Annotated in this window: 18 protein-coding genes; 4 read left to right on the top strand and 14 right to left on the bottom strand. The window is 63.3% G+C overall.

Going from position 1 to position 15,284, the window contains the following annotated elements; translation table 11 throughout:
- Together H6B15_RS13375 and H6B15_RS13370 are read left to right on the top strand one after the other, a co-directional pair.
- Window positions 1-385 (top strand): lacto-N-biose phosphorylase central domain-containing protein (locus H6B15_RS13375; RefSeq protein WP_275951012.1); only part of this gene is annotated, 385 nt, incomplete at its 5' end.
- 34 nt (window positions 386-419) lie between these two features.
- Window positions 420-1,406, top strand: a complete 987-nt coding sequence (locus H6B15_RS13370; protein WP_204648506.1) for an aldo/keto reductase — start codon at window positions 420-422, stop codon at window positions 1,404-1,406.
- A gap of 69 nt (window positions 1,407-1,475) precedes the next feature.
- Here the strand turns inward: H6B15_RS13370 and H6B15_RS13365 are convergent, their stop codons facing one another.
- From H6B15_RS13365 to H6B15_RS13355, 3 genes are read right to left on the bottom strand one after another with little or no spacing between them, the layout of a single operon-like run.
- Window positions 1,476-2,033: a DJ-1 family glyoxalase III gene (locus H6B15_RS13365; protein ID WP_204648505.1), complete on the bottom strand. Its 558-nt coding sequence runs from the start codon at window positions 2,031-2,033 to the stop codon at window positions 1,476-1,478.
- A 24-nt stretch (window positions 2,034-2,057) separates the two neighbouring features.
- Window positions 2,058-2,450 (bottom strand): hypothetical protein, encoded by a 393-nt coding sequence (locus tag H6B15_RS13360; protein WP_204648504.1) that lies wholly within the window; start codon window positions 2,448-2,450, stop codon window positions 2,058-2,060.
- Window positions 2,447-3,217 carry an alpha/beta hydrolase gene (locus tag H6B15_RS13355; protein WP_204648503.1) on the bottom strand — a complete coding sequence of 257 codons (771 nt, stop codon included), beginning with the start codon at window positions 3,215-3,217 and terminating at the stop codon, window positions 2,447-2,449. Before H6B15_RS13355 ends, H6B15_RS13360 begins: the two co-directional genes overlap by 4 nt.
- A gap of 154 nt (window positions 3,218-3,371) precedes the next feature.
- Between H6B15_RS13355 and H6B15_RS13350 the strand changes: the two genes are divergently transcribed.
- Both H6B15_RS13350 and H6B15_RS13345 read left to right on the top strand, forming a co-directional pair.
- On the top strand, window positions 3,372-4,430 hold the full coding sequence (locus H6B15_RS13350; RefSeq protein ID WP_204648502.1) for a PTS sugar transporter subunit IIC: 1,059 nt from the start codon (window positions 3,372-3,374) through the stop codon (window positions 4,428-4,430).
- 112 nt (window positions 4,431-4,542) lie between these two features.
- Window positions 4,543-5,283 (top strand): M23 family metallopeptidase, encoded by a 741-nt coding sequence (locus H6B15_RS13345; RefSeq protein ID WP_204648501.1) that lies wholly within the window; start codon window positions 4,543-4,545, stop codon window positions 5,281-5,283.
- Between the two features lies 1 nt (window position 5,284).
- Here the strand turns inward: H6B15_RS13345 and H6B15_RS13340 are convergent, their stop codons facing one another.
- The 11 genes from H6B15_RS13340 to H6B15_RS13290 form a co-directional block, all read right to left on the bottom strand.
- Window positions 5,285-5,689: an arsenate reductase ArsC gene (locus H6B15_RS13340; protein WP_204648500.1), complete on the bottom strand. Its 405-nt coding sequence runs from the start codon at window positions 5,687-5,689 to the stop codon at window positions 5,285-5,287.
- Between the two features lies 1 nt (window position 5,690).
- Entirely contained in the window at window positions 5,691-6,023 is a 333-nt protein-coding gene (locus H6B15_RS13335) for a thioredoxin family protein (RefSeq protein ID WP_204648499.1), read from the bottom strand.
- A 21-nt stretch (window positions 6,024-6,044) separates the two neighbouring features.
- On the bottom strand, window positions 6,045-7,049 hold the full coding sequence (locus H6B15_RS13330) for a permease (protein ID WP_204648498.1): 1,005 nt from the start codon (window positions 7,047-7,049) through the stop codon (window positions 6,045-6,047).
- 96 nt (window positions 7,050-7,145) lie between these two features.
- Window positions 7,146-7,466, bottom strand: coding sequence for an ArsR/SmtB family transcription factor (locus H6B15_RS13325; RefSeq protein ID WP_204648497.1), 321 nt, complete (start codon window positions 7,464-7,466; stop codon window positions 7,146-7,148).
- Window positions 7,467-7,588: 122 nt separating this feature from the next.
- Entirely contained in the window at window positions 7,589-9,943 is a 2,355-nt protein-coding gene (gene feoB, locus H6B15_RS13320) for a ferrous iron transport protein B (RefSeq protein ID WP_204648496.1), read from the bottom strand.
- 151 nt (window positions 9,944-10,094) lie between these two features.
- Window positions 10,095-10,541, bottom strand: coding sequence for a 4Fe-4S dicluster domain-containing protein (locus H6B15_RS13315; protein ID WP_204648495.1), 447 nt, complete (start codon window positions 10,539-10,541; stop codon window positions 10,095-10,097).
- Between the two features lie 7 nt (window positions 10,542-10,548).
- Window positions 10,549-11,628 carry a nickel-dependent hydrogenase large subunit gene (locus H6B15_RS13310; RefSeq protein WP_204648494.1) on the bottom strand — a complete coding sequence of 360 codons (1,080 nt, stop codon included), beginning with the start codon at window positions 11,626-11,628 and terminating at the stop codon, window positions 10,549-10,551.
- Between the two features lie 4 nt (window positions 11,629-11,632).
- Window positions 11,633-11,980, bottom strand: coding sequence for an NADH-quinone oxidoreductase subunit C (locus tag H6B15_RS13305; protein WP_204648493.1), 348 nt, complete (start codon window positions 11,978-11,980; stop codon window positions 11,633-11,635).
- A 2-nt stretch (window positions 11,981-11,982) separates the two neighbouring features.
- Complete coding sequence (locus H6B15_RS13300) at window positions 11,983-12,432, bottom strand: NADH-quinone oxidoreductase subunit B family protein (protein ID WP_204648492.1); 450 nt, start codon at window positions 12,430-12,432, stop codon at window positions 11,983-11,985.
- An 18-nt stretch (window positions 12,433-12,450) separates the two neighbouring features.
- Window positions 12,451-13,311 carry a respiratory chain complex I subunit 1 family protein gene (locus H6B15_RS13295; protein ID WP_204648491.1) on the bottom strand — a complete coding sequence of 287 codons (861 nt, stop codon included), beginning with the start codon at window positions 13,309-13,311 and terminating at the stop codon, window positions 12,451-12,453.
- On the bottom strand, window positions 13,311-15,203 hold the full coding sequence (locus H6B15_RS13290; RefSeq protein WP_243424426.1) for an NADH-quinone oxidoreductase subunit 5 family protein: 1,893 nt from the start codon (window positions 15,201-15,203) through the stop codon (window positions 13,311-13,313). The genes H6B15_RS13295 and H6B15_RS13290 overlap by 1 nt, the downstream gene beginning before the upstream one ends.
- Between the last annotated feature and the right edge of the window lie 81 nt (window positions 15,204-15,284).

Raw genomic sequence — 15,284 nt, 5'->3', positions numbered from 1 at the left:
GATCCCCGAGGGCGCCACCCTCTGCACCCGGGACCACCTCTACCTGACCGACAAGGACACCCGGGTCCTGGCGGAAAAGGACGGCTGTCCGTCCATTGCCACCCACGCCTTCGGCCAGGGGCGGGGCATCTACCTGGCCGGGTTTGCCTACAGCCCGGAGAACGCCCGCCTGCTGCTCAACCTGATGCTGTGGGCCAAGGGGATGCCGCTGCGCACCGCCTACCTGACCACCGACCCGGGCACCGAGTGCGCCTGGTTCCCCGAAACGGGCAAGCTGGTGGTCATCAACAACACCGACCAGACCCGTCACACCGCGGTGCTTCTGCCCGAAGGGGAAGTTTCCCTGACCCTGGCACCTTTTGCCACCCATATTCTGGACCGCTGAAGTCGGCGGCCCCCCGAAAAGGAGGATTTATCCCATGCATACCCCTGCTTCCGATCGTTACGATTCCATGGTCTATAACCGCTGCGGCCACAGCGGCCTGAAGCTGCCCACCCTCTCCCTGGGCCTGTGGCACAATTTCGGCGACACCGCCCGGTACGACAACATGAAGGCCATCTGCCTGACCGCCTTCGACCACGGCATCGTCAGCTTTGACCTGGCCAACAACTACGGTCCCGAACCCGGCGCCGCCGAGCGCAATTTCGGCCGCATCCTGCGGGAAGAGCTGGGCGCCCACCGTCACGAGCTGCTCATCTCCACCAAGGCGGGCTACGGCATGTGGCCGGGCCCCTACGGGGATTTCGGCAGCCGGAAATACCTGCTGACCAGCCTGGACCAGAGCCTGCAGCGGATGGGCCTGGACTACGTGGACATCTTCTACCACCACCGCATGGACCCCGATACCCCGCTGGAAGAGACCATGGGTGCCCTGGACCAGGCGGTCAAGAGCGGCAAGGCGCTGTACGCCGGGCTTTCCAACTACGACGGTCCCACCATGGCCAAGGCTGCCGCCATCCTGACCGACCTGCACTGCCCCTTTGTGATCAACCAGAACCGCTATTCCATCTTTGACCGCACCATCGAGAAAAACGGTCTGAAGGACACCGCCGTGCGCCTGGGCAAGGGCATCATCGCCTTCAGCCCCCTGGCCCAGGGCCTGCTCACCGACCGGTATCTGCACGGCATTCCGGAGGACAGCCGCATGCGCACCGACGGACGGTTCCTGAAGGACAACGCCCTGACCCCCGAACGCCTGGCCCAGATCACCGCCCTGAACGACCTGGCCGCCCGTCGGGGCGAAAGCCTGGCCACCATGGCGCTGAAATGGATTCTGAAAGACGGCGCCGTGACCAGCGTGCTGGTGGGCGCCAGCCGTCCGGAACAGGTTCTGGACGATCTGAAAGTGCTGCAAAGCCCCGATTTCACCGAGGAAGAGCTGGCCATCATCGATCGCAACAGCTGAGAAACGCAAAAACCGCCCGCCGGGTTGTGAAGCCCCGGCGGGCGGTTTTTTTATGCGTTTATAGGGCCATCAATAGCGGTAGACGATGGCGTTCTTGACGGTGGCGGAAGCGTCCGGGCCGGCCAGGCGGGACGCCAGGGCCAAAGCAAAGGGGATGGCAGCGCCCAGAGCCTCGCCGGTGATGATGTTGCCGTCCACCGACAGGGGCAGGCCGGTGTACTCGGCGCCGCCGGCGGTGAGGGCCTCATCCATGCCGGGGTAGACGGTGGCGCGCTTGCCCTGCAGCAGGCCGAAGGCGGCCAGCACGGTGGGGGCGGCGCAGATAGCAGACACGATCTTACCGTCGGCGGCCATGCGGGTGCAGGCTTCCTTGACGGTGTCGCTGGCTTTCAGGTTGTGCACCCCCGGAATGCCGCCGGGCAGAATGGCGGCGTCAAACTGGGAATAATCCAGCTCCTCGGCCAGGGCATCGGCCACCACGTTCACCTGACGGGCGGACCGGACGACCTTCTCCCCGCCCACGGCGGCGATGGTCACATCCACCCCGGCGCGGCGCAGGATGTCCACACACAGCAGGCCCTCGCACTCTTCCAGGCCGGGGGCAAAAAAGATCACAGCTTTGCTCATACTTGTCACTCCTTTGAGATTGGTTCAGAACGGATGAAAATTGCGGGTCACATTGCGGATGACCGGCAAGGGGTCGGTTTTGCGGCGCAGGGCGGTGACCAGACCCACAATGGACATGACCTCCACCAGCAGGCTGCAGCTGACCGAGAATTCGTAGCAGTAGGGCACAAATCCCATGGCCGCAAACACCACGATCATGGCCAGCAGCACCAGGCCCTGGTTCAGATGGAACCGCACAAAGTCATGGTGCCGCCAGCGGCTGCAGGCGGGGATGAGAATGAGAATATTCAGGTAGCACAGCGCCGCCATCCACCGGGCGGCGGCGGGCACCTCCGGCCGGACGGGGGCGGAGGCATCGGTCCGGGGTTGGGGGGCCGCTGCCCGGGCGGCCTGCTTGCGTTTGGCGCGGCTGCTCATGCCTGGTCCTCCTCACAGGGTTCTCCGAAAAGCACATGCATATACAGGGGCACCTGCTTGGCCCAGTCGGCCTCGCAGTGGGCCCCGTCCATCTGCAGGTAGTCGTAGACGGACGCCCCGGCCTTGCGCAGCGCCCGGGTCACCATCAGGGCGTTCTCGGTGTACTGGGCCAGACCGTGCTGGTCCTTGGTCTCCTTTTCGCCCCAGCTGAAGTAAACGTTGGTGTACCCCCGCAGCCGGGCCTTTTTCAGGTCGGCCAGCAGCGGGTCCATGCACAGCCGCACCGACGGCGACAGGCACCCCGCCTTGGAGAATACCTCGTTGTGGGCCACGGCGGCATACAGGCTCATCAGCCCGCCCATGCTGCTGCCCGCAATGGCGGTGTGGGCGCGGTCGGGCAGGGTGGGCCAGGTCTTGTCCACAAAGGGCTTGAACTCGCCGCACAGCCAGTCCAGATACACCTTGCCGGTGCCCCGGATGCCCCCGAACCAATCGCTGTCATAGGGGCAGTATTCTTCCAGCCGCTTGTTGCCTTCGTGGTTGCACTCCACACCCACCACAATGTAGTCCGGGTGGGCGTCGTAGTATTCCTTCAGGCCCCAGCAGGTGCCGTAGGTGGCCGTCTCGTCAAAAAAGAGGTTGTGGCCGTCGAACATGTAGATCACCGGATACTTCTTTCCGGCGGTCTTCCAGGCGTCCGGCAGGCGGATGAACACCCGGCGGTCCAGCCCGTACGAGGTGATGCGGGTGGTAAAAGTTTCGATCATGAGGGATCATACTCCTTTATACATTGGGTTCCGTGATTCATTGTACCGCAACCGCTGTTTTTTCGCAAGGTGCTTGCAATCCCCCCTGCCCCGTGCTACAATGCTTTCAACTCTTTCGTTTTGGCAAAAATGCTCAAAAGCAGGAGGAATTTTTGTGGTAAGTTTCAAGGAATTCTGCAAGCGCAAGGACGTAATCTTCTCGGCGCACCGCTACGGTATCGACGCCATGGGCGCCATGGCCCAGGGCCTGTTCGCCAGTCTGCTCATCGGCACCATCATCAAGACGCTGGGCGAACAGACCGGACTGGCCTTTCTGGTGGATGCGGGCACCTATGCCACGGCGGTGGCGGGCCCGGCCATGGCGGCGTCCATCGGCTACGCCCTGAAGGCGCCCCAGCTGGTGCTGTTCAGCCTGATTGCGGTGGGCGGCGCCGCCAACACCCTGGGCGGGGCGGGCGGACCCCTGGCCGTCTATCTCATCGCCATTGTGGCGGCGGAACTGGGCAAGCTGGTCAGCAAGGAGACCCGCATCGACATCCTGGTCACCCCGGCGGTGACCATCCTGGCCGGGGTGGGGCTGTCGGTGCTGTTTGCCCCGGCCATCGGGGCGGCGGCCTCGGCGGTGGGCAGCGTGATCATGTGGGCCACCGAGCTCCAGCCCCTGCTCATGGGCATCATCGTATCGGTGCTGGTGGGCGTGGCCCTGACCCTGCCCATCTCCTCGGCGGCAATCTGCGCCGCCCTGAGCCTGACCGGTCTGGCCGGCGGCGCCGCCGTGGCGGGCTGCTGCGCCCAGATGGTGGGCTTTGCGGTGATGAGCTGGAAGGAAAACGGCGTGGGCGGCCTTGTGAGCCAGGGCCTGGGCACCAGTATGCTCCAGATGCCCAACATCCTGCGCAATCCCCGGGTGTGGATTTCCCCCACGGTGGTTTCGGCCATCACCGGTCCCCTGGCCACCTGCCTGTTCCGGCTGGAGCAGAACGGACCCGCCGTGTCCAGCGGCATGGGCACCTGCGGGCTGGTGGGGCCCATCGGGGTGTACACCGGCTGGGTGGCCGATGCGGCCGCGGGCCTGCGCCCGGCGGTGTCCGCCTTTGACTGGGTGGGGCTGGTGCTCATCTGCCTCGTGCTGCCCGCCGTGCTCACCCCGCTGGTGGCCATGCCCCTGCGCAAGGCCGGCTGGATCAAAGACGGCGACCTCACCCTTTCCTGAACACAGGGACAAACGCCCCGGCAGGCCTTGCGGCCCGCCGGGGCGTTTTTGTCGGTTTATTCACATCTTTGCCCCGCGCCGCGTATGGTGAGGGCAAGGAGGCGATGGTCCCATGAGACTTTCCAACGGCACCGTGCTGCTCAGCTGGCCTTTGGCCCAGCACACCCTGACAGCCGGATACTACTACAACGACGGCAGCTACCACGGCGCCATTGATATGCGGGCGGCGGTGGGCACCCCGGTCTACGCGGCGGAAAACGGCACGGTGGACTGGACCCAGGTGTGGGACGGGCGCACCACCACCGGCAACCAGAGTTACGGCACGGCGCTGCGCATCCGCCACGCGGCCGCCCAGGGCAAGACTTTGCAGACCCGGTACGCCCACCTGTCCAGCCTGGCGGTGGCTGCCGGCACCAACGTGGGGGAAGGCCAGCTCATCGGGTACAGCGGGCAGACCGGCAACGTGAGCGGCCCCCACCTGCACTTTGAGGTGATCTGGGACGGGGTGCGGCGCAACCCGCTGGTGTGGCTGGACGGAGACTTCAACACCGCTTCCGCCGCGGTGTACACCTACGGTCCGGGGGAAGGCCCGGTGCAGCGTCCCGCCCCGCCCACCGCCACCAGACAGACCCTGGTCATCGGGCCGGTGTCGGCGGGGGATGCGGAGATCTTCCGCAAGTTTGCGGACTGGCTGAACCTGGGCGGGCTGTATTCCATCGAGAGCTACGACAACGGCACCAAGGTGGTGGTGATGGGACCGGTGTCCTACGGGGACGCCCAGATGGCCTACCTGCTGGCGGACTTTCTGGGCCTGGTGGAGCAGGGGCTGTTCAAGAGCGAGCCGGTGAGCTGAGTCACACCCCGTTTTGCAGGCTGTCCCGCAAGGCCAGCACCTTCTGTTCGATGGCGGCAATGACCTTGCGGAATTCCTCGTCGCCCTTGCCGGTGGGGTCTTCCAGGCCCCAGTCCTCCCGCCGTTTGCAGGGCAGCGCCGGGCACTGGACGTTGCACCCCATGGTGATGAGCACATCCACCGGGGGCAGCTTGTCCAGGGTCTTGCTGTACTGACCCTGCATATCAATGCCGTAGATCTCCCCCATCAGGCGCACCGCGTCGGGGTTGATGCGGGGCACCGTCTCGGTGCCGGCGGAACAGCTGGTGAACACGTCGGCCGCCAGATGCCGGCCCAGGGCTTCGGCCATCTGGCTGCGGCAGGAATTGTGCACGCAGACAAAGGCCACCACGGGTTTGTGCGCCATTTCAGCCCCTCACTTTCGCCAGCAGAGCCTTGGCCTGCTCCACGCTGAGCACCTGCCCGGCGCTGAGCACCTGGCCGTCCACCACCAGGGCCGGGGTGGTCAGCACCCCGTAGGCGGCAATCTGGGCGAAGTCGGTGACGTGGCCCACCTCTTCCCGGATGTTCAGTTCCTCCATGGCGGCGCGCACCGCCCGTTCCAGGGCCTGGCAGTTGGCACAGCCACCGCCCAGAATCAGGATCGCGGCCCCGGTGTTGTCCGCAGCGGGGGTGCTGCAGCCGGAAGCGCAGCCGCAGGAAGTGGGTTCGGATTTTTTCTTGCCAAACAGAAATGCCATGATAAATTCCTCCTTGTACTATTACAGCAAAAATATCTGAAGTGTATTAAACAGGTAGCCCACCAGGACGATGCCCACCACGCACACCGCCACAAACACGGCCAGCAGTTTGGGTTTGACCGCCTTGCGCAGCATGATCAGGGAAGGCAGGGACAGGGTGGTAACCGCCATCATGAAGGAAAGGACGGTGCCCAGCTGGGCGCCCTTGGCCAGCAGGGCTTCGGCCACCGGGATGGTGCCGAAGATATCGGCGTACATGGGCACGCCCACCAGCACTGCCAGCACCACGCCCAGGGGGTTGTGGCTGCCCAGCACGGCGGTGACCCAGCTTTCGGGGATCCAGTTGTGGATGAGGGCGCCCACCCCCACGCCGATGAGGATGTAGGGGAAAACCTTGCGCAGGGTGCCCACCGCCTGGTTGCGGGCGTAGGCCAGCCGGTCCCGCACCCGCAGTTCGGGCAGGTCCAGCTCCGCCGGGCGGGCGGCGTGGCGGACAAAATCCTCCACCTGGTCTTCCAGGCGGAGTTTTTCAATGAGGGTGCCGCCCACCACCGCGATGACCAGCCCCAGCACCACATACACCACGGCCACCTTGGCGCCGAAGATGCTCATGAGCAGCACCAGACTGCCCAGGTCCACCATGGGGGAGGAGATCAGGAAGGAGAAGGTGACGCCCAGGGGCAGCCCCGCCCCGGTGAACCCGATGAACAGCGGGATGGAGGAGCAGGAGCAGAAGGGGGTGACGGTGCCCAGCAGCGCCGCGGCGGTGTTGGCCCCCAGCCCGTGCAGCCGCCCCAGAATCCGGCGGCCCCGCTCGGGCGGGAAGTAGCTCTGGATGTAGGAGATCACAAAAATCAGCACACAGAGCAGAATGGTGATCTTGATTACGTCGTACAGGAAAAATTGCAGGCTTCCCCCCAGACGGGTGGAGCTGTCCACCTCCAGGGCCGCCAATCCACTGCCGATAAGGCGGTTGAGCCACTGCATGCCCAGCAGTTCGTTCTGGATCCATTGCCAGATGGTCATATACGGGTCACTCCTTGTCTTGTGTGGCAGGGCCACAGATAAAAAAGTTTTGATGTGATGCTCCCAAAAAAGGCGCCGCGTTCCACGGCGCTCTTTTTATCGGCCGCAGCTGCAGCCGCCGGAATGCTCCCCCTCGCTGTTGGGGCGGGTCAGTTCCGCCAGCAGGTCCAGCGCCCGCTGCCGCCCGGTTTCGCTCAGGCGGTAGTGGGTCCACTTGCCCACCTGGGTGCTTTCCACCAGTCCGGATTCGCACAGGATCTTCATGTGGTAGGAAAGCCCCGGCTGGGTCAGGTCCAGGGGTTCCTGCAAGACACAGGCACATTTTTCCCCGCTGCGCAGCTGCTGCAGGATGGCCAGCCGCTTGGGGTCGCACAGAGCCTTGAACACCTTGGCTTCGGCCTGAAAATCCCGATGCATGACCATCCCTCGCTTTCACATCAAAATTTCTTTATGTGTTATTATAGCCCCTTTTTTCCTCTTGTCAATCCCCCGGGCAAAAAAAGCGCCCGCCGAACAGGCGGACGCCGGAAAAGCCGAAATCACACAAGGCCGAAGAGCAGGCCCACCAGGCGGACCGCACCGGCCGCCAGCCAGGCCACCACGCACTGGGTGACCACCACAGCCGCGGCCCACTTGGTGCCCAGTTCCCGCTTGATGGCGGCGATGGCCGCCACGCAGGGGGTGTACAGCAGGCAGAAGGCCAGCAGGCTGGCGGCTGCCAGGGGGGTGATGGTGGCCAGCAGCTGCTGGGTGGAGCCGAAGAGCACCGACAGGGTGGAGACCACGCTTTCCTTGGCCATAAAGCCGGAGATGAGGGCGGTGGAGATGCGCCAGTCGCCGAAGCCCAGGGGGGCAAAGACGGGGGCGATCCAGCCGGCGATCACCGCCAGGATGCTCTGCTGGGAATCCGTCACCACGGCCAGATGGGTGTCAAAGGTCTGCAGGAACCAGATGACGATGGTGGCCACAAAGATGACGGTGAAGGCGCGCTGCAAAAAGTCCTTGGCCTTTTCCCACAGCAGCTGGCTCACGTTCTTGGCGCCGGGCAGACGGTAGTTGGGCAGTTCCATGACGAAGGGCACCGCCTCGCCGTGGAAGAGGGACCCCCGCAGCAGGATGGCCATGAGGATGCCCACGGCGATACCGCCGAAGTACAGCGCAAACATGACAATACCCGCCTTGCCGGGGAAGAAGTTGGCCGCAAAGAAGCCGTAGATGGGCAGCTTGGCGGAACAGCTCATGTAGGGGGTGAGCAGGATGGTCATCTTGCGGTCCCGCTCGGAAGGCAGGGTGCGGCTGGCCATGACGCCGGGCACGGTGCAGCCGAAGCCGATGAGCATGGGCACGATGCTGCGGCCCGAAAGGCCAATCTTGCGCAGCAGCTTGTCCATGACGAAGGCCACCCGGGCCATATAGCCGCTGTCCTCCAGCAGAGAGAGGAAGAAGAAGAGGGTGACGATGATGGGCAAAAAGCTGAGCACGCTGCCCACGCCGTTGAAGATGCCGTCGATGACCAGAGAGTGGAGCACCTCGTTCACATGCAGGGCGGTCATGCCCGCGTCCACAACGTTGGTCAGGGCGGTGATGGCCCAGTCCAGCACGGCGGACAGCGCCGCGCCGATGACGTTGAAGGTGAGGAAGAACACCAGGGCCATGATGCCGATGAAGCAGGGGATGGCGGTGTAGCGCCCGGTGAGGATCTTGTCCATCTGCACGCTGCGCAGGTGTTCCTTGCTCTCGTGGGGCTTGACCACCGTGCCGGCGCAGACCTTTTCAATAAAGGTGAAGCGCATGTCCGCGATGGCGGCGGCCCGATCCAGGCCGCGCTCGGTCTCCATCTGGCGGATGATGGATTCCAGCATCTGCTTTTCGTTGTCGCTGAGTTTCAGCTGGTCCAGGATCAGCTGGTCGCCCTCGGCAATCTTGGTGGCCGCAAACCGCAGGGGGATCTTTTCCGCCTCGGCGTGGTCCTCGATCAGGTGCATGATGCTGTGCAGGCAGCGGTGCACCGCGCCGCCGTGGTCGTTCACGTCGCAGAAGTCCTGCCGGCCCGGGCGTTCCTGGTACTTGGTCACGTGCAGCGCGTGGGAGACCAGCTCGTCGATGCCCTCGTTCTTGGCGGCGGAGATGGGCACCACCGGGATGCCCAGGGCGGATTCCATCTCGTTGACCCGGATGGAACCACCGTTTTCCCGCACCTCGTCCATCATGTTCAGGGCCAGCACCATGGGGATGTCCAGCTCCATGAGCTGCATGGTCAGATAGAGGTTGCGCTCGATGTTGGTGGCGTCCACAATGTTGATGATGCCCCGGGGATGCTCATCCAGCAGAAAATTCCGGGTGACGATCTCCTCGCTGGAATAGGGGGACATGGAGTAGATGCCCGGCAGGTCGGTGACGCTGGTGCCCGCGTGGCCCCGGATGGGGCCGTCCTTGCGGTCCACCGTGACCCCGGGGAAGTTGCCCACATGCTGGTTGGAGCCGGTGAGCTGGTTGAACAGGGTGGTTTTGCCGCAGTTCTGGTTGCCCGCCAGGGCAAAGGTGAGGATGGTTCCCTCCGGCAGGGGGTTTTCGTCCGCCTTGCTGTGGTATTTGCCGCTTTCGCCCAGGCCCGGGTGAGGCAGGGGCAGCCCCCGCTTGCGCACCGCCGCGGCGGCCTTCTCGGCGTCGGCCACGTCCCTGATCTCGATCTTTTCCGCATCGGCCAGCCGCAGGGTCAGCTCATAGCTGTTGATGCGCACCTCCACGGGGTCCCCCATGGGCGCAAACTTCACCATGCTCACCCGGGCGCCGGGAATCAGTCCCATGTCCAGCAGGTGCTGGCGCAGGGCCCCTTCCCCGCCCACCGTCACAATGGTGGCGGCTTTGCCGATGGCTAGTTCCTTCAATGTCATTGTCTCTCTTTGCCTCCTGGCTTCTTTCCCACAAATTCCGCCCAAGGCGGAATTTCTCTTACAATCCAGTTTATTCTACCACAAGCCCCTGTTTTCCACAATACGCAAGGGCACAAAAAACCGCGCCCGGCAGGGCGCGGTCCAGGGTTCTTTACTCGGTTTTTGCCGCCGGTGCCTGGGGCGCGGCGGGGGCTGCGGTACCCGCGGCGGCGGGTTTGGCCGCCGGGCGGGGCGCCGGTTTGGGCAGCGGAGTGGTGCGGGTGTAGGTATCGCTGTGCTTGGTGCAGTCGGGGGTGGTGTAGCCCGGGACCATCTTCAGGCACTTTTTGGGGCAGACATTGACGCAGTTGCCGCACTGGACACAGTCAAACCGCTGGATGGTCCATGTGCCGGCGGCCCGGTCCACCGTGAGGGCCCCGGGTGGGCAGCTGCGGGCGCACATGCCGCAGCTGATGCAGGATTCAATGTCGATTTCGATATGTCCGCGCATCCGCTCGGGATACTGGGCGGGGGCAAAGGGATAGCTGGTGGTGACCGGTTTGCGGAACAGGTTTTTCAGCGCCACCCCCGCAAAAGGGATAAATTTCAACGAACTCATCTTGGTTTCACCTCTCGGTACAGCTGATGCAGGGGTCGATGGTCAGAATCAGCAGAGGCACGTCGGCCAGCTGGCAGCCCTTGAGCATGTTCAGCATGGGCGGAATGTTGCTGGTGGTGGGGGTGCGCAGACGGAACCGGTCGATGAACTTGGTGCCGTTGGCCTTCACATAGTAGATGGCCTCGCCCCGGGGCTGCTCGATGCGGGTGAAGTACTCGCCCTTGGGGAAGCCCTTCACCGGCACGGCGATGGGCCCGGCGGGAATTTTGGCCGCCGCCTGGCGGATGAGGTCGAAGGACTGGCTGATCTCCTTGATACGCACCTCGCACCGGGCGTAGGAATCGCCGTCGGTGGCGGTGATGGGTTCCAGGTCCAGGTCGCCGTAGGCGGCGTAGCCCAGTTTGCGGGCGTCGTAGGCGATGCCGCTGGCCCGCAGCATGGGTCCCACCGCGCCCATAAGAGTGGCCTGTTCGGGGGTCAGCACCCCCAGCCCGTGCAGACGGGAACCGGTGGTGTAGTCCCGCAAAAAGGCGTCGGCGATGGGCTTGAGCTCCTTCTCCATCTCGTTGCAGGTGTCCACGATGTTCTTGAGCATGGTCTCGTCCATGTCCTTGAGCACCCCGCCGATGCAGTTCACCGAGAAGATCACCCGGCCGCCGGTGGTGGCGTCGAACATGTCCAGAATCTGTTCCCGCAGCTTCCAGCTTTCCATGAACAGGCTTTCAAAGCCCATGGCGTCGGCCAGCAGGCCCAGCCACAAAAGGTGGGAGTGTACCCGGCTCATCTCCATCCAGATGGTGCGCAGATACCGCGCCCGGGGGGGCACCTCCAGGTTCATGATCTGTTCCAGCGTCTGGCAGTAGCCCAGCCCGTGGCCGAAGCTGCAGATGCCGCAGACCCGCTCCGCAATATAGACGTACTCCTTGAAGTCCTTGGTCTCCACCAGTTTTTCCAGACCGCGGTGGACAAAGCCGATGCTGGGCACCGCTTCCACCACCACTTCGTCCTCCAGAACCAGGTCCAGGTGGATGGGTTCGGGCAGGACGGGATGCTGGGGACCAAAGGGCACAATGCTTCGTTTTGCCATACTCTTACCCCTTTTCCTTGAACGGCGTGGGCCGCGCAATGCGGTACAGCTTGTCGTGATAATCGCCCTGGATGCTCTCCACCTTCACCCCGAAGAGCTCGGCGGCCTCGTTTTCCTGCAAGAAGGCCCCGGGATACACCTGGGTGATGCTGGGCACCGTGTCGTCGGTGCCGATGGTCAGGCGCAGGGTGCGCATGTCGTACCCCTTGGCGAAGGAGTAGCTCAGTTCATACCCGTCGGGCAGGCGCACGGCGCAGATCTGCACCACCCGCCAGCCGTCCATCTTGAACCGGATCACCTGGGGCATGAACTGTTCCAGGGTGATGGGTTCAATCGTGTTGGCAGCTTCCATGGTCAGCCCTCCTCCTTTTTCTCGTTTTCATGGTAATCTTCCCGCTTTTGTTCCAGGATCTCCAGCGCCTTCACCACGCCGTCGATGATGGCCTGGGGCCGGGCGGCGCAGCCGGGCACGTACACATCCACCGGGATCACCGTGTCAATGCCGCCCTTGATGTTGTAGCAGTCCTTGAACACGCCGCCGGTGCAGGCGCAGATGCCCACAGCCACCACAACCTTGGGGTTGGGCATCTGCTCGTACAGCTGCTTGACCACGCTTTCGCACTGGGCGTTCACCCCGCCGGTGATCAGCAGGATATCCGCCTGGAAGGGGTCGCCGGTGTTAATGATGCCGAAGCGTTCGATATCGTATTTGGGCGTGGTGCAGGCCAGCACCTCAATGTCACACCCGTTGCAGCTGCTGGCATCGTAATGCAGCAGCCAGGGGGACTTTGCCAGTTTTTTCATTGTGTTTTCCCCCTTTACTCAGCGTACCAGCATGAGAATCAGACCGTTGAGTCCGCCGGTAAGCAGGGTGACCACCCAGCAGCTGTCCAGCAGGGTGCGCCACTTCACGCGGGCGGACACGTTGTCCCACAGAATTTCCAGCAAAAACACCACCAGGCAGGCCGCAATGGCAATGGGCCAGCTCCACCAGTGTTCGTTGAGGAAGAACAAAGCCACAATGCCCAGCATGAGCACCATCTCGTAGTATTCGGCAATGTTCATCACGGCCAGGGTGGGGCCGGCCATCTCGGTGGTGATGCCCTTGACCATCTCCTGGTGGGCATGGTGGCTGGTGGACAGGTCAAAGGGCGACTTGCGCAGCTTGATGGCGGTGATGAACATGAATCCCAGCAGAAATCCCGGCATGACCAGCACCGCGCTGTGGGGCATGCGGATGATGTCCCCCACATGGAAGCTGCCGGTGGCCAGGTAGAAGCCCACGGCCATGAGCAGGGTCAGGGGTTCGTAGGCCATCATCTGGATCATCTCCCGCCCGGCGCCCAGGGTGGCGAAGGGGGAAGAATCGCTGGAGGCCGCCATGACCAGGAACATATCAGCGGTGGATAGGATGAACAGGCACATGAGGATGTCCGCCCCGGCAAAGAGCATGGACCCCGCCACGGCCAGAAACACCAGATAACTCAGGTTGAGCAGCATCTGCACGCTGTTGACGGCGATCATCTGCTTGGAAAACAGTTTTTTGATGTCGTAGAAGGGCTGCATCATGGGCGGGCCCTGACGCCCCTGCATCCGGGCGCTGACGCGCCGGTCCAGGCCGTCCAGCAGGCCGCCCACCAGGGGCGCCAGCAGCAGATACCCCAAAACAGAAACAACCGGCATTATACCGCACCTCCTATGATCACGCAGAGCATGACAATGAGCACCCCGGCGGAGATGATGACGCCCGGCCGCATGAGGCGGCGACGGCCGAATTCAAACCGCATGTACCAGTTGCTCAGATACAGATGTTCCGGTTCCCCGAAACTGTTGGTGAAGTAGGTGTTGTCCCCTTCGTTGATGCCGCCCATGTAGATGGGCACATAGTGCCGGTGGGCGGACCGGGTGAGCAAGAACATCAAGGAGGGCACAAACAGCACGCTGACCAGCATGATGGCCATGGTAGTCAGCACGCTCATGGACAGCACCTCGTGGGCGGTGCCGTACAGTTCCTCAATGATGGGGGTGACCACCCGGGAGGACACCAGCGGGAAGAGCAGGCACAGCCCCAGAGTGGCCGCCGCATGGATGTACATGGACAGATACTGGTCGGGGTGGGTGGCGTCGGTGACCTTCACCTTGGTGTGGTGCAAAGACACCAGCTTGCACAGCCACTTGGTCCAGTAGAGCATAGTGGTGGCGCTGCCGTAGGCCAGGAAGATGACCAGCAGGTAGTTTTCCGCATCCACAAAGGCTTTCAGGGCCACCCACTTGGAGATCAGCATGCCGAAGGGCGCCAGGTACATGCCCGCAATGCCGATGCCCATGATGTAGGTCAGCCGGGGCAGGCGCAGCAGAAGACCGTGCATGTCCTCGATGTCGCGGGAGCCCAGGGTGTTCTCGATGGAGCCCACCGCCTGGAACAGCATGGACTTGCTCACCGAATGGAAGATCATCAAGAGCACCGCGGCCCAGATGGTCTCCTCGGCGCCGATGCCCGCACAGGCCACGATCAGGCCCAGGTTGGACACGGTGGAGAAGGCCAGCACCTTTTTGCCGTCATTCTGGGCAATGGCCATCATGCTGGTGGCAATGAAGGTAAAGCCGCCGATGAAAGCCACGGTCATGCCGGTCATGTTGCCCGCCATGGCGGGGGCCAGCCGGATGAGCAGGTAGACGCCCGCCTTGACCATGGTGGCGCTGTGCAGCAGCGCGCTGGAGGGGGTGGGCGCCACCATGGCGCCCAGCAGCCAGCTGGAGAAGGGCAGCTGGGCCGACTTGGTCAGGCCCGCAAAGGCCAGCAGCACCACCGGGATGGTGACCTTGGCTGCGACCAGTTCCCCCAGCTGCACGGTGTGCAGGGTGTGGGCCGCCACCACAATGGCGATGGCAAAGCCAAAGCCGCCCAACAGGTTCATCCACAAAGCGCGGAAGCTGTTGTTGACGGCCTCTTCGGTGCGGGTGTAACCGATGAGCAGAAAGGAGATGACCGAGGTGATCTCCCAGAAGAAGTACATCCAGACGAGGTTTTCGGACAGAACCAGCCCGTTCATGGCCGCCAGGAAGAAGAACAGCATGGAGAAGAAGAACCCGCTGCGGTCCTGGTAGTCCTTGTGGTGCTGGTGGTAGGCCTGCATGTAGCCCACGGCGTAGATGCAGATCAGCCCGCCCACAAAGGCCACGATGATCAGCATGAGCATGGACAGGCAGTCCAGCTGGATGTGGGTGGGGGATTCCACCGGGCAGGTCAGTTCCGACCAGGCCATCAGACAGGTCTGCCCCACCGAAAGCAGCACCACCGGGTACTTTTTGTACTTGATGCTCAGATAGACGATGAGGACCATGAGGGCGAACTCGCCGGCCAGCATCAGGTGGTCAATCAGGGGCACTTCGCCGCACAGACTGACAATTCCGCCGCCGCCCTGCAGCCAGGCGCCCAGCAAAAAGGCGGCCAGCACCATGATCACGGCGGCGCCCCCGTACACCACGCGGCCGCGCAAGCGGGTATCGCGGATGCAGGGAATCACCAACGCCATCAGGGCAGGCCACCCGATCAAAATTGGAATGATTGCCATAAAAACAACCTCCTCGGGGAACTTTCCCGGACAATCATACAAATTTTTTGACAAATTAGTTTCATTATAGTCCTCTTTTTT

The organism is Gemmiger formicilis (assembly GCF_016900095.1).
Taxonomy (GTDB): domain Bacteria; phylum Bacillota; class Clostridia; order Oscillospirales; family Ruminococcaceae; genus Gemmiger; species Gemmiger formicilis_A.
Note: the sequence above shows the minus strand (reverse complement) of the source record. Positions and strands in the feature narration are given on the sequence as shown.